The sequence below is a fragment of the Chengkuizengella sediminis genome (assembly GCF_010078385.1).
GTDB classification, from domain to species: Bacteria; Bacillota; Bacilli; order Paenibacillales; family KCTC-33759; genus Chengkuizengella; species Chengkuizengella sediminis.
The window spans coordinates 299,712-321,032 of the sequence record NZ_SIJC01000004.1; the positions used below are offsets into that span (position 1 = coordinate 299,712).

The window sequence follows — 21,321 nt, forward strand, 5'->3', positions numbered from 1 at the left end:
TTTAAATGAGTTTATCTGATCAATTTTTTTGGGTGATTTTCCCTTATTTGATGTTAACCATTTTTGTAGTAGGTCACATTTATCGTTATAATACCGATCAGTTCGGATGGTCTGCAAAGTCCAGTGAATTTTTAGAAAAAAGGTTTCTTAGATGGGGAAGTTTATTGTTTCACTGGGGGATTATTTTTGTTTTTTTTGGACACGTTGGGGGAGTACTGATACCAAAAGGTTTTTATGAACAAATAGGGATAACGGAGGAAATGTATCATTTTGGTGCAGTTTGGTTTGGAGGAGCAGCAGGCATTATGGTCGTTATTGGAGGTTTTCTTCTAACAATACGCCGTGTTACCGTAAAACGAATTTATAAAAATAGCAGTAAAAGTGATTTCATTGCGCTTATCATGTTAGGTGTTGTTGTCTTGCTCGGTTTTACCAATACGATAGGATATACAGCCACAGGCGGAACATTTGATTACCGCGAAAATATTGGACCCTGGTTCCGAGGTGTTCTCACATTTAGACCTTTACCTGAACTTATGATCACAGCACCAATCGGATTCAAGTTACATATCTTAGCTGCCCTTGTTTTGTTTGCCATGTGGCCATTTACTCGTTTGGTACACGTGTGGAGCATTCCTCTCACCTATTTAAATAGAAAATATGTTGTTTTTAGAAAGATGAACCCTAGAAAGGCTTTGAAGAGAACCCAAAAAAGTGAAGAGAAGCTCTGAGAATAGCCCAAAAAGTGAAGATCAATACTGAAGTATGCACCGACCACTTTTCGGGGGCAGAAGAAATAAAACGATGTATATAATAAGCTTTAGCTGAGAAAAGAAAAAGGTGATTATATGTCAGGACCTGCATTAAAAAAACTGAACGCTCATCGATCTATTCACGATGGAGTGATTTCTGAAGGCAGAAATTTAATGGAAAAATTTTTAGAATTGTATAACAACAATCAAATTAAACAAGCTCGTATGGTTACAGATGAACTTACAGAACATTGGGAAACTCGTGCTATCGCTCATGCTGACGCTGAGGAAGAAGGTTTTTATCAAGAAAAATTAGATCAAAAGCCTGACTTATTAGAGAAAATAAATATGTTGAAACGGGATCACGAGTTGCTACGAATTTTACTAAAAGAAATTAAGCAGCTAATCCCTCGAGATGAAACGCATACAGATGTAATCGATCGTTTTAAAGCAATGCAACTACTTATGCAAATACATAATCGAGAAGAAGAGAAGTACCTGCTTTCTGATCATTGAAATCTTCAAACATAAAATTTTCTTACAGTTTCGCTCTCAAAAAGGGAGCGTTTTTTATTTTTGATTATATATAAATTTGATCTTCGTCAAAGTTTTAATGCAAATTTTATTGTATGATGTAATGGTAAGACACCCACTTGTCCCAAGGAGAGTTTGCTTATGAAGTGTCATCATTATCCTAACCAAAACGGTGAATATGAACTTTGTGTTTCCAAAGTTCCAATTTTCAATCATTTAAATCAAGAAGAGATGAGAGAAATTGCTTTCCTAATCCAAAGTAGAACTTTTAAAAAAGGTGAAGTCATCTTTTCAGCAAACTCTTCTTTAAACGAATTATTTATTATCCATACTGGCAGAGTGAAAATATATCGCCTATCCGATTCAGGACGTGAGCAAATTTTACGAATATTAGAGGCGAAAGAGTTTATGGGTGAACTTACTCTTTTTAATGAATCTTTAACACAAAATTATGCTGAGGCAACAGAAAAAACTGAAGTATGTGTTATTCAAAAGTCAGACCTTCAAAAATTGATTGTAAGGAAACCTTCAATTGCTCTTAAAATACTTGAGGAGTTCTCTAAAAGATTAACGAATGCGGATCAATTAATCCAACAATTAGGTAGCGCTGATGTGGAAACACGTATTGCTTCTGTATTAATTGATCTAAACAAAAAACAAAATTCCAACATTGTGACTCTCCCAATGAGTAAAGGTGACTTTGCTTCCTTAATTGGAACAACTCAAGAAACAATTAGCAGAAAACTATCTGCTTTTCAAGAACGAGGGTGGATCAAGCTAACTGGTCAAAGAGTTGTTTCCATTTTAAACATTGAAAAACTAATTTCCTTTACAGAAGATACTAAATAAGGGAAAGGAGAATGAATATGACTACTAAAATCATCATGATCTATGCAAGTATGTCAGGAAATACCGAGGAAATGGCAGAAAAAATTGAAGAAGTTTTAAATGAACAGGATATTTTATTAGAAGTAAAAATGGTTGACGATGCAAACACTTCAGATTTACTTGATTATGACGGTATTATTTTAGGCAGTTACACATGGGGTGATGGAGAGCTTCCAGATGAATTTTTAGATTTCTATGATGAAATGGATGAACTAAATTTAGATCATAAAATAGGAGCTGTATTCGGTTCTTGTGATTCTTCTTATCCCGAGTATGGTGCAGCGGTTGATATATTAACGAATAAATTAAAAGAACTAGGAGCTTCCATCTCGGTACAGGGTCTAAAAGTAGACGGTATGCCAGATGAACAATCCTTTGAGGAATGCACTCATTTTGCAAATCAATTTATACTACAGTTATTAAACCCACAGAAGTAACAAGACATTCCAATCAATCCATAATACCTATAATATAGTTTCAAATATATTTAAAAAGAAGGTTTGCTCCACCTTTGCAGCAAACCTTCTTTCTTTTGTATCATATACCCCACTTGGGTGTTTCATTCAATTTTTTATCAAATTAGACCTTAACAGTTGATTTATATAGTCCGGAGGCTTTAAGCTCTTTAAAGAAATCCTCAAACTGTGGAATATCCAACTGCTGCTGTGAATCAGATAAAGCAGTAGATGGATCAGGATGTACTTCTACCATCACACCGTCTGCACCGGCAGCTAAAGCAGCTTTCGCACATGGCAGCAAAATGTCTTTTCGACCCGCTGAGTGAGTTACATCTACTAACACAGGTAAATGACTTTCTTGTTTCAAAATAGGTACAGCAGAAATATCTAACGTATTTCGTGTCCATTTTTCGTAAGTTCTTATGCCACGTTCAATTAACATCACTTGTGTATTTCCTCGGGAAACAATATATTCTGCAGCATGCAGGAATTCTTCCATCGTAGCTGACAATCCTCTTTTAAGTAAAACTGGAAGGTTGGACTCTCCTGCTTCCTTTAATAGTTCAAAGTTATGCATATTACGAGCACCGATCTGGATAATATCAATATAATCAGAAGCCATTTCGATATGACGAGGATCTACGATCTCACTTATTGTAGTTAGACCAAATTCCTGTCCTACCTTTTTCAATATCTCCAGACCCTCAACACCTAACCCTTGGAAATCATATGGAGAAGTCCTTGGCTTAAATGCTCCTCCTCTTAATACAGGTACACCCGCAGCTTTTATTGCAGCACCTACTTCTCTTACCTGCTCGTAACTTTCAACCGAACATGGACCAGCTATCAATACGGATTCATTCCCTCCGATCACAGCATCCTGAAGCTCGATCACAGTATCTTCTACTTGTTTCTTTCTGCTGACCAATAAATGTTTTTTATGCTCCTCAGATTGAAGATTCAAAGAAGCTTTAAAAATTTGTTTGAACAAATGACGAATCGCTCCGTCTTCAAATGGACCTTCATTTAAAGAAATTAGCTGTTCTAACATTTTATTTTCACGTACAGGGTCAAATTTAGGCACTCCCTGTTTTTCTTTAATATCGCCAATCTCTTTTGCGATATCTGCACGTTTAGAAATTAACTTTAAAAGTTCTTTATTAATTTGATCCATTTCTTTCCTTAGATGATCTAATTCTATATTGGACATTTATATCACTCCTTATCATTTTTTTATATTAATTTTCACAGAGAAAGCTTAATTCATTCCTTTTTATAACAATTTAAAATATAGTTCCCACAAAAGTGCACTAATGCGGGTTTCAATTTAAATGTTGAACAATGATTCCAGAATACAAAAAAAGCCTTATCATCCTCAAGGGACGAAAGACCGCGGTACCACCCTAATTAAAAACACGATGTATAAAGTTTTTTGCAACATCAATGCTTTTCACTTAAACATGATAACGGTATGAAAACCGATAACTTCTTTTCATGAAACAGTGATATTTCAAAATACTCGACCCGGGCCTTCACCGTTTCAATTTTCAAAGTTCGACTCCGGAGTGAACTTCAGCGACAACTTTCCAAGGCATGCTTTCAGTCTGTGACTTGCCCTCCCTGTATGGCGTATCTTCCGCTTACTCTTTCCTTCAACGTCTTTAACCTTTGTATTAGATTGTAATTGGAACTATTATAACGAATTCAATTTTAGATTACAACTATTTAAGTTAAAGTATTTATGCAAAAAAGCATTACCGCTTTAAACTGATAGTGTTTTTTAATATATTTCATTTCAAATATTAATGATTAAAAGTGTAATAAGTTCTCCATATACAAGAAAAATGTGCAAAGACCTATCATTATTTAAAATGGATTGTTACCATTTCATTTATCCTTTTTTTTCAATAGAATATAAATGATTAAGATCATACTTAACGTCACAATCAGATTTACATACCGTTCTTGAATATAAAATAAATCATACCCAATCATCGATTCAATCCATATGGTTGGCACTTTACCAATAAGGGTTACTAACAAGAAATCTAAAAACCTCATTTGAACAGCAGCAGCCGCAAAGGTAGCAGCTCCTGATGGTACCATTGGTGCAAGTCTAGCTGATAATAAAACAATCGCTTGTTTCTTCCTAGTGATTCCTCGCAACTTCTTTACCCATTTCCAAGAAAGCGAATCCCCTTTCCACTTTCTTAACCCCCAACGATATACTGTATAGGCTGCTCCTGCTCCAAGTGTTTCTCCAATAACCGATACAAAAAAACCATAAACAGGACCAAAAACAACCACATTTGCACCAGACAGAAAAAGGGATGGCAATACACCAACAACACCAATGATGATATTAATGAATATACTTATTAGAACAGCCCACACACCAAATTCACGGAGCCATTCTGCTGCTGTTTCAAATTGCAACATGACTCTTTCCTTTCTATGTTTCAACTAGATTTACTCTCAAGTCTAATGAAACAAAACGCTCCTCATCGCGGGAAGACATACGTCAACTGAATTATATTACAAACTTCAGCGACAACGAACTTTATTATAACGAACAACAAATAAGATTACAACGAAGCGTTTAAACAAAACGCTGTAACACTTTAAATTAATAATATAATTTAAAAATTGTTGTTAAAAGTATAATATGTTCTTTATATACAAAACAAAGTGTATCCGACCTTAGTTTATTAATAATGGGTTGTAAAGGCATAACAAAACCAACCATTGTTTTGCTAACAATGGTTGGTTCGTTATACACTGAACAATTTTTAATTACTTACTAATTCCAAATCACCTGTGTTTGAAGAAAGTTTAATGATGGGGCCTTTCCCTGTCAAGTAACTTGGTAAGTCAATGATTTCTTTTCCTGTATCCGTATCAAAATCAATTTGTAATGCTTCTGGAGATTTCTGTGATTTTATAATAATATCGCCTGTAACTGATTTTCCAACAATATCATCATTGATTTGCTCTAATTCCAATAAGATTTCACCTGTATCTGTTCTAACATCAAAAGCTCCTTGAAGTACACTTACATCCATATCTCCAGTTACTGTTTTTAATACATATTTGTCAGATGTTATACTCTTCATTTCAATACTTGCCGACTCCGTTTGTACTTGAAATACTGCAAACTCTGCTTCTGGCACTTTCACTATTAAATCATATTCAGTATACAAGTCAAATAGATTCCCTTTAGATTTTTTCACCTCTATATAAGCTTGACCATCAGACTCCTGAACATCTAATTCATAGTTGTTTTCTGTCTTTTTTGTAGTCTTCCCCTTTAGTTGAGCTTGAATTTGATCTCCTCCAGACTGAACAATTTGAACTTTTCCTACAGGCGAGATAATTTGAACATTGTGGATATTTCCTACTGAGAGTGATTTTTCAATTTCAAAATCTACCAAATTCAGCTCTGAATCTCCTTGAAAAAATGAAATCACGTTTGAAAAAACAAAAAGTCCACCAAAAACAATAAGTCCCATAATAATTGCAAATATTATGATCTTTTTCATATAAACTTTTTCCACCTATCATTATAAGATTTAGTTCCATATACAAATTATATTTTATTTTTTTCTTTTTATGTGAAAAATTAACAATTTTGTGATTATATTATGTTTGTCGAAAAAGAAGTATTAGATGTTTCTTTAACATTCCCTATTGCTTTTAATAAACTTTGTTTTAATATATTACACCCTTCTTTTAAATTATCTATTCCTATCGTTAAAGGTGGTAAAATTTTAATGACATGATCATTTCTTCCTGCACTTTCTATGATCAATCCATGGTCAAAACAATCCTTAATCACAGCACTCGTAATATTGTCATTTTCAAATCCTGATAAATCGATGCCCCATATCATACCAATTCCTCTGATATCTATAGAAGAATCTATTGGTTTTATTTCTTTTTCGAGAAACTGTTTAATGAAATATTCCTTTGTTTTTACTTGTTCTTCTATCATTTCTTTTTCAATGATTTCCAAAGCTGCTTTTGCAGCAATAAAAGCCAGCTGATTTCCCCGGAATGTGCCATTATGTTCTCCTGGTTTCCAAATGTCTAACTCTGGTTTGATCAATACTAGCGACATCGGTAGTCCGTATCCACTAATGGATTTTGATAAAACAACGATATCTGGTATGATGTCGGCTCTTTCAAATGAAAAAAATGAACCCGTTCGTAAACAACCTACTTGTATATCATCACAAATGAGTAAAATATCATGTTCATCACATAATTTTCTTAATTTTCTCAACCACTCAATGTCCGCTACATTCACTCCACCTTCAGCTTGAACAGTTTCGATGATGATTGCAGCAGGTTTTTCAATTCCAGAATGAGTATCATTCAAAATATATTCGATATATTTGATCGTATCCATGTTTCCAAATGGTCCATGATTAAATGGAATAAAGGTAACACGATCTAAATTTAACCCTGCACCTGCTCTGTTTGATTTATTACTTGAAATAGACAAACTCCCTAAAGTCATACCGTGGAAACTCCCCATTAATGCAAAAATTCCTGTGCGTTTTTTGAATTTTCTGGCTAATTTTAAAGCCGCTTCTACCGCATTTGCCCCTGTAGGTCCACTAAATTGAATTTTATAATCTAATTGACGTGGACTTAATATTTGTTCATGAAATGCAGATATAAAATCCTCTTTTGCGCTAGTGTACAAATCTAATCCATGCATAATTTTATCCGAAGTCATATAATCTATCATTTTTTCCTTCATGTAATCATGATTATGCCCATAATTTAATGCGCCTGCACCTGCTAAAAAATCAAGATAACTTTCACCTGTTTTTGAATATAATATTTCCCCTTTTGCTTTATCAAAAACGACAGGATAATTTCTGCAATAAGACCTCACATTTGACTCTATTTTTTCAAAAATATTCATTGATTTATCTTCCTCTCCATTTTTATTTTTAAAATTTATAGTTAAATTTATTTAGTTAGATTCAACAACTTCTATGGGATTAAGTTCCATGTGATCCTCGTGATCATCCTGCTCTCTACTAAAAAACTCTCTCAGTTCCTGATTCCGATGTGCTATAAAACCGATAATAATTAGCGTGACACCTGAAATCGTAGTTAAATATATCCAACTGATCATCTCTAATGCGGCTCCATATATCCACAGACCAACTGGGACACTCATCGTAGCTACTGTTGTAACAATTCCAAAAAAACTTGCTCTCATTTTCTCTGGAATATAAATCTGCACATAAGACACCATAGGTATATTGGCCATAGAATTAAACATCCCCATAAATGTCAAAATAATCATATATCCTAGCAAAATTACCAATGAAGAGTTGATTGATATAAAAGGCAGCTCTGGAAAAACCCATAATACTGTCATAAACGCCAGTAGTTGAAATAGTATAAATATTTTATTTATAACAAAACGACCAATTTTTTTGATCGCTACTAATAATGCACCAACGATAAGACCTAAACCTAATGCCCCCTCTATCAAAGCAATATAAAATTCAGACATTTCATAGATCTCACGCATAATATAAGGCATCACTAAAGTTACGATAGGTACGAACATAAAATTAATAACAAGAAAAATACCTAGTAAATACTTTAACTCGTTGCGATCTTTGATATATTGATGAACTTCCTTCATACTTTGCCAGTAGGTATTGTTTTGCAAAGATTCCTCTGATTTTTTTCTAAATACAAAAAATACGTTGATGATACCAGATAAGATAAATGAAATACCATCTATGAGAAATACCATTTCAATTCCAAAAGCCCCATAAGCAAAAGCACCAACAAATAGTCCAACAATACTTAATAAAGTACTTATACTCTGAATATTTGAGTTAACTGCCATCACCCGACTCTTAGACACAAGCTCGGGGATGGCAGCATTCATAGCTAATAAAAATACGGCTTGAAATGAATACAGAATAATAACATAACAAATTAATAATCCTATATTGGCCGGTTGAACTAGAAACAGAACTAGAAATAATATCGTGGTTATACCACTTAATAGATCCGCAGCTATTAATATTTTTTTCTTATTACTTCTATCAATAAGCACTCCAGCAAACAGATTCACGATGACACCTGGTATATAGGTAAATCCAAATACAAATCCAAACATTAAAGGTGAACCAGTGATGTCTAAAATATATAAACTAAGGGCAAACCTTAATGCTACGGAACCCAACTCAGATATTAAACGGCTAATACTAATTAAAACGATATTTCTAGTATCTGACATTTTCCCTTTTCCCTTCTAATATCTTTTTATCAACTAATTAGCGTTTATTTTATAGCCTTTTTTTGTTAAGTGCCGAATAGCTGCTTTTTGCAATTGTTTCGATGCCATATTTTGATCAACAATATATGGTAATATCATTGAAATGTACAACTTTTCGTGATCATACGAAATCATGTTAATGATTCTTGAACGATTTTCACTGTTAATATGACCTGTATCTAAATCTCTTAAACCGTCATCTTCTACTTTTAGTTCACCTAAGTAATTAAAGTTAATCGGAATTTGTTTAAATGATTTATATAACAGTTCGTTTGATATTGGGTATTCCTTTTTCATTTCATCGTTATACATTAAATTAGCAAAGTGAATATTTTTTTCAGGTACCCATTTCAATTTTTCTTTTATTTGTTGAGCATTATCATAGAGACTTGCTTCACCATTCACTAAGATAGGGATATAATCGATAAATTCTCCAATCGTATTAAAATAGGTTTCTGAACCAAAACGCCTTCCATAATTTGTTACCCAAAATGGAACCTTAGATATTTCAAAATTAGATTGGAAATAAACACCTAAAATATCCAAGCTTAATTCCCATATCTCTTCAGAATCCATCTGCCAAGAACCGTTTGTAATCCTCGTTGCAAAATCAACAACGGTATATTCAGAACTGTCAAATTGTTTCATTTTATTTTCAATTTGAGTACTTAAACTTTCAAATTCTTTTAGGTTAAATTCATCCAACATTTGTTGATCATTCATTAATTGCGGTCCCTTTTTTATTTGTTGGATAAAGGTTTTAAATCTATTATTTTGTTCAATTTTGACACTTTGTCCTACCGATATCTTTTCGTAGTAGTTATTTAGTTTATTTTTTATAACCTCACTGCTCATGTAGTCAAAAACGACATGAGAAAAAGGTAACAACAACAAGTGGTCCCTAAGATTTTCTTTAATTAAACACGCTCTAAACAACAAAGAATGCTCCATTTCATACTCCTTCAAAAAGAATTTATCCATGATAAACTTGATGATTTTCTGTTTTGTTTTCTTATCATAAGAGGATAAATCTACAAATGGAATGGATGTTTCTGAAACAGGGTTATATTCGTTCCATTGATATTTACCTTCATCTATCGTAAGTATGCTCCTCATTGTACTTTCTGAAGATAAAAGATGTAAAAAGGCTTCATCTAACACTTCTTTATCGAGGTACTTGTCCCATTTCATCGCTGTTCCTGAAAAATCTTTCTGTTCTAGATGATACTTTTGAGAAGGTGATACCTCATACGTATCCATAACTTTGCCATTCATCAGCTCCTTTTCCAGGTGTAAGTGTTTTGCTTCAACATCATTTAATATTTCATCTAACATGATATGGGAACATGATTGTTTACTACGAATGACTCTATCAAATTCTTTTTGACTGATTTTAGAATGTTGGATTAACTCTGTCCATTCAACGATATGATGTGGTCTTATTTTGTCATCTACACGCTCTTCTACTAAAGAAACAATTTGATCCATCAATTGTTCATTTAATCCTTCCACAAAAAGCACAATCGTTGTTTTGTCATTATCATGAACCTCAAATTGTTGAAGTTGACTTTTGATTTTTAATTGTTCATTGATATATTCTTCTGCTTGATAAATATCATCAATATAAACCTTCTGTTTTTTATCGTTTAATTGAATAAGTTCAGCTAGTTTTTCAGGAGTTTGATATGCAAACACGTCATTAATGCGAATGTGATAACCTAGTTGTGTCAATTCTGAAACCAATTGAATTGCTTTTAAAGAATGACCTCCTAGTTCAAAGAAATCATCATGAATACTAATACGTTCTACATTTAACAATTCACACCATACGTCCACAATCTGCTCTTCTATTTCATTTCTTGGCTGAACATATTCAACATCTGTATTTGCTACAAGATCAGGTTCAGGCAGTGCTTTTCGATCCACTTTCCCGTTTTGATTTAATGGAAATTTATCCATAAACACATACGCAGATGGAATCATATAATCTGGCAGCTTACTCACTAGAAACTCTTTCATTTCTTGAACAGATAACAATTTTTCTGTCACGATATAAGCAACTAAATATTTCATTTGGTTATGCTGTTCTTTTGGTAAAACTACCGTTTCTCTTACATCATTATTTTTTAAGATCTGTCTCTCAATCTCACCGATCTCTACTCTAAATCCTCTAATTTTTAGTTGATTGTCCATTCTGCCGATATACTCAATATTTCCATCAGGTAACCATCTGGCTAAATCACCTGTTCGATAACATCTTTGTTCATCATCAACAAACGGGTTGGATATAAATTTTTCTGAGGTTAACGTATCAAGGTTCTTGTATCCTCTTGCCACTCCATCTCCACCAACCCAAAGCTCCCCAGGTACACCAACAGGTGTAAGCTTTCCTAAAGGATCAACAATATAAGCTGTTGAATTATGAATCGGTTGACCAATAGGAATGTTAGATTCATGGGTTTTATGAATTGAATAACAGCATGAGAACGTTGTATTTTCTGTTGGTCCATAGCCGTTTACAACGGTTAGGTTAGGACAATGTTGCTTGACATCATAAATCCTTTTTGGTGTTAATACATCTCCTCCAACAATTAAAGTTTTTAACTGATCAAACATATTAGGTTTTTGCAGGGATAGCTGATTAAACAATGGAGATGTTAACCACATCGTTGTTATTTTGTCCTCTTTCAGTGTTTTTTCTAGTTTTTCAGGACTTAGTATGGTATATTTGTCCACCACATAAAGTTCTAAACCATTGAGAAGTGCGCCCCATATTTCAAATGTACAAGCATCAAACACTTCAGCCCCTGTTTGTAAGATTCGATCACCTTTATCAAAAGTTACATAATTTGTGTTTTTCACTAATCTCACAACATTTTGGTGCTCTACCATGACACCTTTTGGTTTGCCAGTAGAACCTGAAGTGTACATCATATAAGCCAAGTGAGCTGGTTTATAGTCAATAGATAAGTTTAGTACTTCATTTTCCATATTGTAGGATTTTTCCATCTCAATCACTGTAATTTCTTTATTCACCTTATGCAAGTATGTGGGTTGTGTTAGTAAGATATCAGCCTCACTATCAGCTAATAAATACTCTATTCTTTCTGGTGGATAATCTGGATCAATTGGTAGATATGCACCTCCAGCTTTGAGAATAGCTAACATTCCTACAATCAATTCAATAGATCGTTCTTGCATCATAGCAACAACTTTATCAGCTCCTACACCTCCTTTCCTCAATCGGTAAGCAAGGTGATTCGCTTTTTCATTTAGCTCAACATAAGTGAGTTTTACATCCTTACAAACAACTGCGATGTTATTTGGATGATTTCGTGCCTGTTCCTCAAACAATGTTTGTATTGTTTTATCTTTAGGGTAATGCTGCTCGGTATGATTAAAATCAACTAAAATCAGGTCTTTTTCTTTTTCAGATAATATTTCAATGTCTTTGATTAAAATATTAGGTTCATCCGTTATGATTTGAAGAATATTCTGAAAATGTATTGAAATATGGTCGATCATCTTCTGTTCATAAACAGAGGAATTATATTTAAATCTCACTTCCAGTTGACCACTAGGAATAACCATAATATTAAAATCATAATTAGTTTGTTCAAATTCTTCTGTTTCCAAGATTTCAAAATCATCATTTACGATTGTATGGGTAGATTGATCTCCAAAATTTTGAAAAGCAAATAAATGATCCATTAAATCTTGTTTTAAAGTTGATAGGGATTGAATCTCAGCTAATGGAAAAAATCCAACATTTTGTTTTTGAATAGAATCTTGGTGGATAAGTGTGATCAAATCTGAAAAAGATTGCTTGCTTTCTATTTTAATTCTAATAGGAATCGTATTGATAAATAGACCCATGATCTTATCAACATCTTCAATTTCAGCAGGTCTTCCAGATGTAACCATACCAAAAACTACATCATTTGTATGGTTATACTTGCTGAGTAATATTCCCCAAGCAGTTTGAAGAATGGTGTTTAATGTAATATGATACTCTTTAGCCATTTTCTCTAATTTTTGAGTAGTATCTCTGCTGAATTTCACCACTTTATTTACTTGTTTATATGGTTGTAAACGATTGTTGGTATGATATGTTGGTAATGTTGCTTTCATTTCATAATCTCTAAGGTATTGCTCCCAGAATGTTTTTGCTTCTTCATGATCCTGCTCATCCAACCATTGAATATAAGTTGAATATGAAGGAACATCTTCCTTGGCAATTGAATCGTTATACTTCACTTTACGGTAAATTTCAAAAAGTTCTTGTGTAATCGGCTGTAAACACCAACCGTCCATCAAAATATGATGAAAACTCCAAATCACCTCAAATTTATTATCTTTTATTTTTAAAACTGACATTCTAAAAAGATCATCATGAATTAAATCAAAATTGCGTTCTTTATCTTTGTTTTTAAAATGCTGTATTTCTGATTGGAGTTCAACATGTTGTAAGTGAGAGAAATCGTGAAATTCAACCTTCACCTTTTTGTTTTTAAATACAACTTGTTTAGGTCTTTTTAAATTTGAGTGCATAAAGTTAGTACGAAGAATATCGTATTTTCCAACTAGAAAATGGAAGCTTTTTTCTAAAATATCTATATCAATTTTTCCTCTTATCGTGCTGGACAATTGTTCAAAATAAGCCGAAGATTCAGGATTTAATAAAGAATGGAACAACATTCCTTCTTGCATTGGACTTAGGTTATAAATACTTTTTATATCTGATTTCTCCATTGGCATAGTTTCAAATTCATAGATAGAAAGATCCTTTGCTCCCACATCAGAAGGTGTGATTTCCTTAAATCCTTTAGTAACACAGTGTTGAATAATATTAGCTAGACTCTCTTGCATGTACGAAGCAAATTGACTCATTGTATCGTTTTTATATTCATTCACATCATAAGTAATGGATACATTTAACTTCCCATTTTCAACAGAGCCAATGATATCTAGTACATATTTTCTATCTGAATTTGGACTCATCTCTTCACCAATTGAGAATGGGGAACTTTCAAACAATGGTGTATTCACATCTGTATCAAACTGTCCTAGATAATTAAAGCTTATTTCAGGATTCATTCCTGAGCCTATCTTTGAATTCGTATCATCCGAGGTTAAATATTTTATCATTCCATACCCTATTCCCTTATTAGGAATTTGCCTCAACTCTTCCTTCAGATGTTTGATTTGATCAGAGAGATTTGTTGAATGCTCCATATCTAATTGAACTGGGTATAAAGAAGTGAACCAGCCTATCGTTCTTCCGATATTTATATCTTTTACAATTTCTTCTCTTCCATGACCTTCTAAACTGATGACGAATTGATTTTCTCCTGTCCATTTTTTCATTGCTAAACCAAGCGCACATAATAAAATATCGTTCATCTCTGTTTTGTATGCTTTGTGTACACTAGTTAACAATTTAGTAGTTTCTTCTACTGACAGGTGGAACTTATATGTTTTACTTTCCTTCACTTTTCTTTCAACTTGTTCGTTATCTTTAGGAATAGGAATGATATTAGAGGATTCAAACTTATTCCAATATGCTTTTTCTTTTCTCATAAATTTAGAGTCATTAGTAATTTCTTTTAATTCATTTGTCCATTTTAAATATGAATCTGTTTTTTTAGGCAAATGAATCGTTTCATTCCTCATCAACTGCATATATGTTGAAGTAAGATCTTCAAATAAAATCCTCCACGATACACCATCGATGACTAAATGATGTATAACGATGAGTAAATGGTCACCTTCATTTGTTTTAAACAAACCTAATTTTACTAGAGGACCTTGTTCTAAATTTATGCTATTATGAATTCGCTCAACCGATTTAGCAATATGATGTTCATACTCTTCTCTCACTGAAATTTCTTCTACAGTGAGATCAAATAAAGGACCTTCTAAACCACGATTATATTGTTTGAACTCACCTTCATTTTTTGGATAGATCATTCGTAAAGCATCATGGTGCTGGACAATTTTCGTAAATGCCTTTTGAAGTGTTCCAACATCAAATCCATCTTTTCTATACAACATCACTGCCTGATTAAAGTGATGTTTGTCTGTGAAATCACTCTCAAAAAACCATTTTTGTATAGGGCTTAACTCCACATCATTTTCTATGATATCTTGATTAGCTTCTCCTCTTTTATCTAGTTGTACATATTTACTAAGTTTTATAATCTCAGGATTTTGAAATAAGTCCTTAACCGTCACAGTATAACCCTGACTATTTAATTTAGATACCATCTGTATTGCTTTAATCGAGTCACCACCAAGCTCAAAGAAATTATGGTGAGTGCCAATCGGCTCTACTCCCAACACTTTCTCCCATATCTCAACCAATATTTCTTCCAATTCTGTTGACGGTGGTACTATCTCCTGCTCAATATTTAATTTAGGTTCTGGTAATGCTTTTCGATCAATTTTGCCATTTGGATTTAAAGGAAGTTTATCCATAAATACAAAACTAGTAGGAATCATATATTCAGGCAATCTTTCTTTTAAATATTCTTTTACTTCTAATAGTGAAAGTTCTTTTTCTAAAACAAAATAAGCACATAGGGATTTGCTTTGATTTGACTGTTCATTTACAACCACAACCGTTTCTTTAACATATGGATGGGTCAAAATTTGACTTTCAATCTCACCAACCTCTACTCTAAATCCTCTAATTTTTACTTGTTTGTCAATTCTCCCTATAAATTCAATACTTCCATCTGGCAGCCACTTTGCCATATCTCCTGTTCGATATAACTTTCCACTAGGTGCAAATGGATCGGCAATAAATTGTGTTGATGTTAACTGCTCTAGGTTTTTATATCCTCTTGCTACACCGTCTCCTCCAACCCAGATTTCACCAGGTACACCTACTGGCACAAGTTTCCCATATTGATCTACGATATAAGAAGTAGAGTTATGAATAGGAAAACCTATCGGAATATTAACCTCATAATCTTGATCAACATTAAAATAAGTAGAAAAGGTCGTATTTTCTGTTGGTCCATACACGTGTACCCATTGCAAACCTGGACATTTCTTTCGAACATCATTCATATTTTTAGGTGATATAACATCCCCTCCAACTAGTAGGGTTTTAATCTCTGCAAACATCTCTGGTTTATACTGAGACAGCTGAGTAAAAAAAGGAGAGGTTAAAAATATCGTAGTAATTTTATACTTTTTAAAAGCTTCCTCAAGTTTATTCGGACTTATTATCGTAAGTTTATCAACGATGTAAAGTTCCAAACCATTTAAAAGCGCACCCCAAATCTCAAAAGTACATGCATCAAAAACCTGTGCACCAATTTGTAAAATACGATCCCCTTCATCAAAGGATACATAATTTGTATTTTTAACTAATCGAACCACGTTTTGATGCTCTACCATCACACCTTTAGGTTTCCCTGTAGAACCGGACGTATAAATAATATAAGATAAATGATCTACCCTATTTTGAATCGTAGGATTTTCTGCTTCATTTTCCATCCTCTCTGGTTGTTCAAGTTCGATCAATTTCAATTTTGTGTTCATTTCACTTGTGAATGATGTTTGAGTAAGTAATATTTCTGCTCCACTATCCTGTAATATATACTCCACTCTCTCCGCTGGATATTCTGGATCGATAGGTAAATAGGCTCCTCCTGCTTTAAGGGTTGCTAACATGGCTATCACCAATTCCATAGAACGGTCTTGCATAATAGCAACGATACTATCAGCTTTTACACCCTCATTTCTTAATAACAGAGCAAGGTGGTTTGCTTTCTCATTTAGTTCTTTGTAAGTCAGCTTTATATCTTCATTTACCATGGCTATCGCATTTGGACTTCGTTTTACTTGTTCTTCAAAACATTGTTGAATCGTTTTATCTTTAGGATACTCTCTCTTCGTATCATTAAATTGATTAAAAATCTGATTCTTCTCTTCATCTGACAACATGTCAATCTCTGATATGTTGATCTCTAAATCACGGATAACCTCATGTAAAATATGGATATAATGATTAGCTAACCTTTCAATTGTTTCCTTTTTAAACAGTTTTGTAGCATACTCTACTTCTAATAAAATTCCTTTTTCATCTTCTTCAACTGTAAAAGTAAGGTCAAATTTAGCAGTTTTAGAATCAATTTGTACTGTCTCAACTTGTAAACCTTCCATTTCTATTTGATTGACCTCTATATTTTGAACGGCAAACATAGTATCAAATAAAGGATTTCGACTTAAATCTCTTTCAATATCTAATTGTTCGATCAATTGCTCATACTGATATTCTTGGTTTTCTAGCGCATGCAATAAGTTATCTTTTACTTCATTGAGGAATTCCTTGAACGTTTTCTCACCCTTAGGGTAATTCCTTAGCGCTAATGTTCCTACGAACATCCCCATCATATTCTCTAAATCAGCATGAGATCTTCCACTAATAGGTGAACCTACAACGATATCATCTTGTCTTGTATATTTTGACAATAAAATGTAATAAGCGGTTAGCATCATCATATTTAATGTGGTTTCAGTTTCAGAACATCTTTTATTTAATTTTGAAATTACATCGTGATCCAAGCGAATGAATAATCGATCCCCTTCAAAGCTTTGAATTTGAGGTCTTGGAAAATCTGTAGGCATATTTAATACTGGAAGTTCTCCTGAAAATTGTTCAATCCAATATTTTTTCTGTTCATTTAACGATTCCGTCCTTTGATTTTGCCATGCCGCAAAATCTTTGTATTGTATTGATAATTCATCTAGTTCTTCATTGTTATATAACTTGCTGAATTCATCTACAAGCAAGCCAATGGATGTCCCATCAGAAATAATATGGTGCATATCCCCTATCAAGTAGTTAGTATTTTCTCCAACTCTAGCAAAACCTACTCGAAGGAGAGGTGCTTGTTGCAAGTCAAAAGGTTCGATAAAACGATCCAATATATATTCTAGTTGTTCATTGTTTTGAATATTGAATTGTTCTATTTCAAATGTCACTTCATTCCTTATTTCCTGTATAGGTTCTTCGTTTATCAGTTTAAAAGATGTTCTAAAGGTTTCGTGCCTTTGTATTAGGGTTTTAAATACTTTCTTCAATTTTTCTGTGTTTAAATCCCCTGCAAGCTTTAATATAAATGGCATATTATAAGCCGTATTGTAACCTTCAATTTGGTTTATAATCATCAATCTCTTTTGAGCCGATGAAAGAGCATAATGGTTTGCTTTAGCTGCTGGTTCTATTGAATCGTATCCTTTTTTTCCCGCAAACATGATTCGATTTGCCATATCTCTCAATATAGGGGTCTTAAATATTTCTTTTAAAGGAAAATTTGAGTTGAATTCTTTATTAATTCTCGTATACAAAGTAATGGACTTTAAAGAGTGGCCACCTAAGTGGAAGAAATGATCGTTTAGACCCACCTTGGATACACCTAATATCTCTTCCCAAATTTGTGCTAGTTTCTTTTCAGTTGAAAGCTGTGGTTCAACATAAATTTCCATTGAATTTACCAATAGATCTGGTTCAGGTAATGCTTTACGGTCTACTTTCCCATTTTGATTCAACGGGAGACTATCCAAACATATAAAACTGGATGGAATCATGTAATCTGGCAGTTCTTTTGTAAGATCATTCATTAAAATTTCTTTTGAAACATTTTCTTTAGATACATAATAAGCACACAAGTATTGATTGCCATATGTATCTTCTTTGCCTATCACTACAGCTTCCTGTACAAATTTATTGTTTAAAATAACGGTTTCAATCTCCTCAAGTTCAATCCTGTACCCTCGAATTTTAACTTGGAAATCCGTCCTCCCCATATATTCTATAGTTCCATCATCATCCCACTTGGCTAAATCACCAGTGCGATATATTTTTTGACCTTGTATAAATGGATGATCGGTAAATTTTTCAGCAGTTAATTGTGCTCTTTTTAAATATCCTAGCGCAAGTCCATCACCTGAAATGCATAATTCCCCAGGCACACCCATTGGTTTACATTGATTATTCTCATCCAAAATATAAACCTGTGTATTCGCAATCGGCTTACCAATATCGACTTTTAATTTTTCTGTTAAGTTGCTTACACAAGACCACACGGTTGTTTCTGTTGGTCCATACATATTAAATATTTTTAAATTGGAGAATTGCTTTAAAGTTTCAAGTAAATGAACAGGTAAAGCTTCTCCTCCAATCATGATTTCCTTAACTTGTTCCAAGAAAATCATTTTTGGATCCTGAGTGATCAGCATTTTCAGTCTTGAAGGAGTGATCTGAATCATATCAACGTTGTGATTTACAATCAGTTCATTTAACGCTTTTGGATCCATTTGTTCATCCTCATCTGCAATCACAACTTTTAAACCCTTTACTAAAGGCAAGATCGTTTCCAATACAAAAATATCAAAAGATATTGTCGTCAACGCCAAAATCGATTTATTAGGACTAAATGGAATTTCAACACACATGGCTTCTATAAAGTTATGAATTGCTTGATGTGATATCATCACTCCTTTTGGTTTACCCGTTGAACCAGAAGTGTAAATCGTATAGGCAAGATCTTCTGATCTATTCACAGGTACAAGATTATTAGATTCACCAGTAAATAAACGATCCTCGTAATATAAAAATTTCGTTCCTGTATCCAGAGTCGTTTCCTTAAAACGAGGATGTAAAAGTACAATTTCTGCCTGTGCATCTTCTAACATATATTGTATTCTTTGTGAAGGATGTTCTGGATCTATCGGCAAATATGTACCTCCTGCCTTTAGCACACCAAATATACCAACCAGCATATCAATAGAACGATGTAGCATAATTCCGACTAAACTTCCTGAGTTCACCCCATGTGAACGAAGTATATTAGCAAGTTGATTCGCTTTTTCATTTAACTTCCCATATGTGATCTTTTGATTACCGCATACTGCGGCAATTTTGTTTTCATCTCGTTTTACTTGTTCTTCAAACAGTTGATGTATCAATTTATGATGCTGATATTTCATAGAAGTGTTGTTAAATTCAACTGTCATTTGTTTTAATTCATCTTCAGTTACCATTTGAATAGTTTGAATTTCAACGTCTGGATTTTCAGTAATCGTGGTTAATATGTTTTGAAAATGACTTCCTATACGATCGATCGTACGTTTGTTATAAACCGCAGCATTATATTTAAACTTCATCTCTAAACTATCGTTATGCATAAAAACAACATTAAAGTCATAGTTTGTTTGCTCAAAATCCTCATAATCTACAATCTGAAATTCTTCACTATCAACCGAGTTTAAAGACTCGTCTCCAAAATTTTGAAACCAAAAAATATGATCTATTAAATCTTGCTTTAAAGAGGAACCAGACTGAATTTCAGCAAGTGGGAAAAAATCAACATTTTTCTTTTCAATGGACATCTCTTGTATTTGTTTCATTAATTGAGCAAAAGTACTTTCATTTTTATAGTTAATTCTTACAGGAATCGTATTGATAAATAACCCTATCATTTTTTCTATATTTTCTATCTCCGCAGGTCTTCCAGATGTAACCATTCCAAAAACAACGTCTTTTGTATTATTATATTGACTCAGTAAGATACCCCATGAAGCTTGAAGTAATACATTTAAAGTCACTTGATATTTTTTTGCTATGTTTTGCAGTTTTTCGGTTATGTTTTTATCCAGTTTGATTATTGTATCTGTCTGAAGATATAACTCTTGTTTATGGTCAATATTATTTTTTGGTAACAATGCCTTTGTATCATAGTTTTTAAGATAACTTTTCCAAAATAAACGTGCTTCATCATGATCCTGTTGATCTAACCAATGAATATAGTTTGAATAAAGAGGTACATCTTCCACAATAACCGGCAAATTCCGTTTTAATTGATGATACGTCTCAAATATTTCTTGGACAATCGTTTGTAAACCCCAACCATCCATCAATATATGATGATAACTCCATATCAACTCGTACTCACGATCTGATTTTTTAAAAACAGACATTCGGAGCAGGAAGTCTCTTGAAAGATTAAAACCCTTATTTTTATCATTCTTTTTATAATGATCAATTTCATTTTTCTGTTGTATTTCATCCAGATTAGAAATGTCTTTAAAAGTAATGTTGATTTTTCTTTTTTTAAATACGATCTGTTTTGGTTTTTGAATATTTTCATACATAAAGTTTGTTCTTAAAATATCGTATTTTTCAATTAGTAGATTAAAGCTTTGTTCTAAAATTTGCACATCCATTGTTCCGTTAATCGTACAAGAAAGCTGTTCAAAATAAGCAGGGGAATCAGGGTTTAATAAAGAATGAAACAGCATACCTTCTTGCATTGGACTTAAATTATAAACACTTTTTATTTCCAATTTAGTACTCATG

At 33.1% G+C, this 21,321-nt stretch carries 10 protein-coding genes and 1 other annotated feature; of the genes, 4 read left to right on the forward strand and 6 right to left on the reverse strand.

Going from position 1 to position 21,321, the window contains the following annotated elements; genetic code table 11:
* Nucleotides 1-5 precede the first annotated feature (5 nt).
* The 4 genes from narI to EPK97_RS10645 all read left to right on the forward strand — a co-directional run bounded on the left by narI (nt 6) and on the right by EPK97_RS10645 (nt 2,611).
* Nucleotides 6-731, forward strand: coding sequence for a respiratory nitrate reductase subunit gamma (narI, locus tag EPK97_RS10630; RefSeq protein WP_162036594.1), 726 nt, complete (start codon nt 6-8; stop codon nt 729-731).
* Between the two features lie 117 nt (nt 732-848).
* On the forward strand, nt 849-1,268 hold the full coding sequence (locus EPK97_RS10635; protein ID WP_162036595.1) for a hemerythrin domain-containing protein: 420 nt from the start codon (nt 849-851) through the stop codon (nt 1,266-1,268).
* 159 nt (nt 1,269-1,427) lie between these two features.
* Nucleotides 1,428-2,135: a Crp/Fnr family transcriptional regulator gene (locus EPK97_RS10640; RefSeq protein ID WP_162036596.1), complete on the forward strand. Its 708-nt coding sequence runs from the start codon at nt 1,428-1,430 to the stop codon at nt 2,133-2,135.
* Nucleotides 2,136-2,152: 17 nt separating this feature from the next.
* Nucleotides 2,153-2,611: a flavodoxin gene (locus tag EPK97_RS10645; protein WP_162036597.1), complete on the forward strand. Its 459-nt coding sequence runs from the start codon at nt 2,153-2,155 to the stop codon at nt 2,609-2,611.
* Between the two features lie 142 nt (nt 2,612-2,753).
* Here the strand turns inward: EPK97_RS10645 and EPK97_RS10650 are convergent, their stop codons facing one another.
* The 6 genes from EPK97_RS10650 to EPK97_RS10675 form a co-directional block, all read right to left on the reverse strand.
* Complete coding sequence (locus EPK97_RS10650; protein ID WP_162036598.1) at nt 2,754-3,842, reverse strand: bifunctional 3-deoxy-7-phosphoheptulonate synthase/chorismate mutase; 1,089 nt, start codon at nt 3,840-3,842, stop codon at nt 2,754-2,756.
* Nucleotides 3,843-4,007: 165 nt separating this feature from the next.
* Nucleotides 4,008-4,297 (reverse strand) — a binding site (T-box leader).
* 222 nt (nt 4,298-4,519) lie between these two features.
* Nucleotides 4,520-5,095 carry a TVP38/TMEM64 family protein gene (locus EPK97_RS10655; RefSeq protein ID WP_162036599.1) on the reverse strand — a complete coding sequence of 192 codons (576 nt, stop codon included), beginning with the start codon at nt 5,093-5,095 and terminating at the stop codon, nt 4,520-4,522.
* Nucleotides 5,096-5,421: 326 nt separating this feature from the next.
* Nucleotides 5,422-6,171 carry a DUF4097 family beta strand repeat-containing protein gene (locus EPK97_RS10660; protein ID WP_162036600.1) on the reverse strand — a complete coding sequence of 250 codons (750 nt, stop codon included), beginning with the start codon at nt 6,169-6,171 and terminating at the stop codon, nt 5,422-5,424.
* Between the two features lie 95 nt (nt 6,172-6,266).
* Nucleotides 6,267-7,565, reverse strand: a complete 1,299-nt coding sequence (ectB, locus tag EPK97_RS10665) for a diaminobutyrate--2-oxoglutarate transaminase (protein WP_162036601.1) — start codon at nt 7,563-7,565, stop codon at nt 6,267-6,269.
* A 51-nt stretch (nt 7,566-7,616) separates the two neighbouring features.
* The gene (locus EPK97_RS10670) at nt 7,617-8,909 is read right to left on the reverse strand and encodes an MFS transporter (protein ID WP_162036602.1); all 1,293 of its coding nucleotides are present in this window, start codon (nt 8,907-8,909) and stop codon (nt 7,617-7,619) included.
* 33 nt (nt 8,910-8,942) lie between these two features.
* Nucleotides 8,943-21,320: a non-ribosomal peptide synthetase gene (locus tag EPK97_RS10675; RefSeq protein ID WP_162036603.1), complete on the reverse strand. Its 12,378-nt coding sequence runs from the start codon at nt 21,318-21,320 to the stop codon at nt 8,943-8,945.
* Nucleotide 21,321 lies beyond the last annotated feature (1 nt).

Excerpts from the sequence above, each read along its gene's own strand:
- ectB (WP_162036601.1), bottom strand. The coding sequence starts at position 7,565 with ATGAATATTTTTGAAAAAATAGAGTCAAATGTGAGGTCTTATTGCAGA.
- EPK97_RS10635 (WP_162036595.1), top strand. The coding sequence starts at position 849 with ATGTCAGGACCTGCATTAAAAAAACTGAACGCTCATCGATCTATTCAC.
- narI (WP_162036594.1), top strand. The coding sequence starts at position 6 with ATGAGTTTATCTGATCAATTTTTTTGGGTGATTTTCCCTTATTTGATG.
- EPK97_RS10660 (WP_162036600.1), bottom strand. The coding sequence starts at position 6,171 with ATGAAAAAGATCATAATATTTGCAATTATTATGGGACTTATTGTTTTT.
- EPK97_RS10675 (WP_162036603.1), bottom strand. The coding sequence starts at position 21,320 with ATGAGTACTAAATTGGAAATAAAAAGTGTTTATAATTTAAGTCCAATG.
- EPK97_RS10650 (WP_162036598.1), bottom strand. The coding sequence starts at position 3,842 with ATGTCCAATATAGAATTAGATCATCTAAGGAAAGAAATGGATCAAATT.
- EPK97_RS10640 (WP_162036596.1), top strand. The coding sequence starts at position 1,428 with ATGAAGTGTCATCATTATCCTAACCAAAACGGTGAATATGAACTTTGT.
- EPK97_RS10645 (WP_162036597.1), top strand. The coding sequence starts at position 2,153 with ATGACTACTAAAATCATCATGATCTATGCAAGTATGTCAGGAAATACC.
- EPK97_RS10670 (WP_162036602.1), bottom strand. The coding sequence starts at position 8,909 with ATGTCAGATACTAGAAATATCGTTTTAATTAGTATTAGCCGTTTAATA.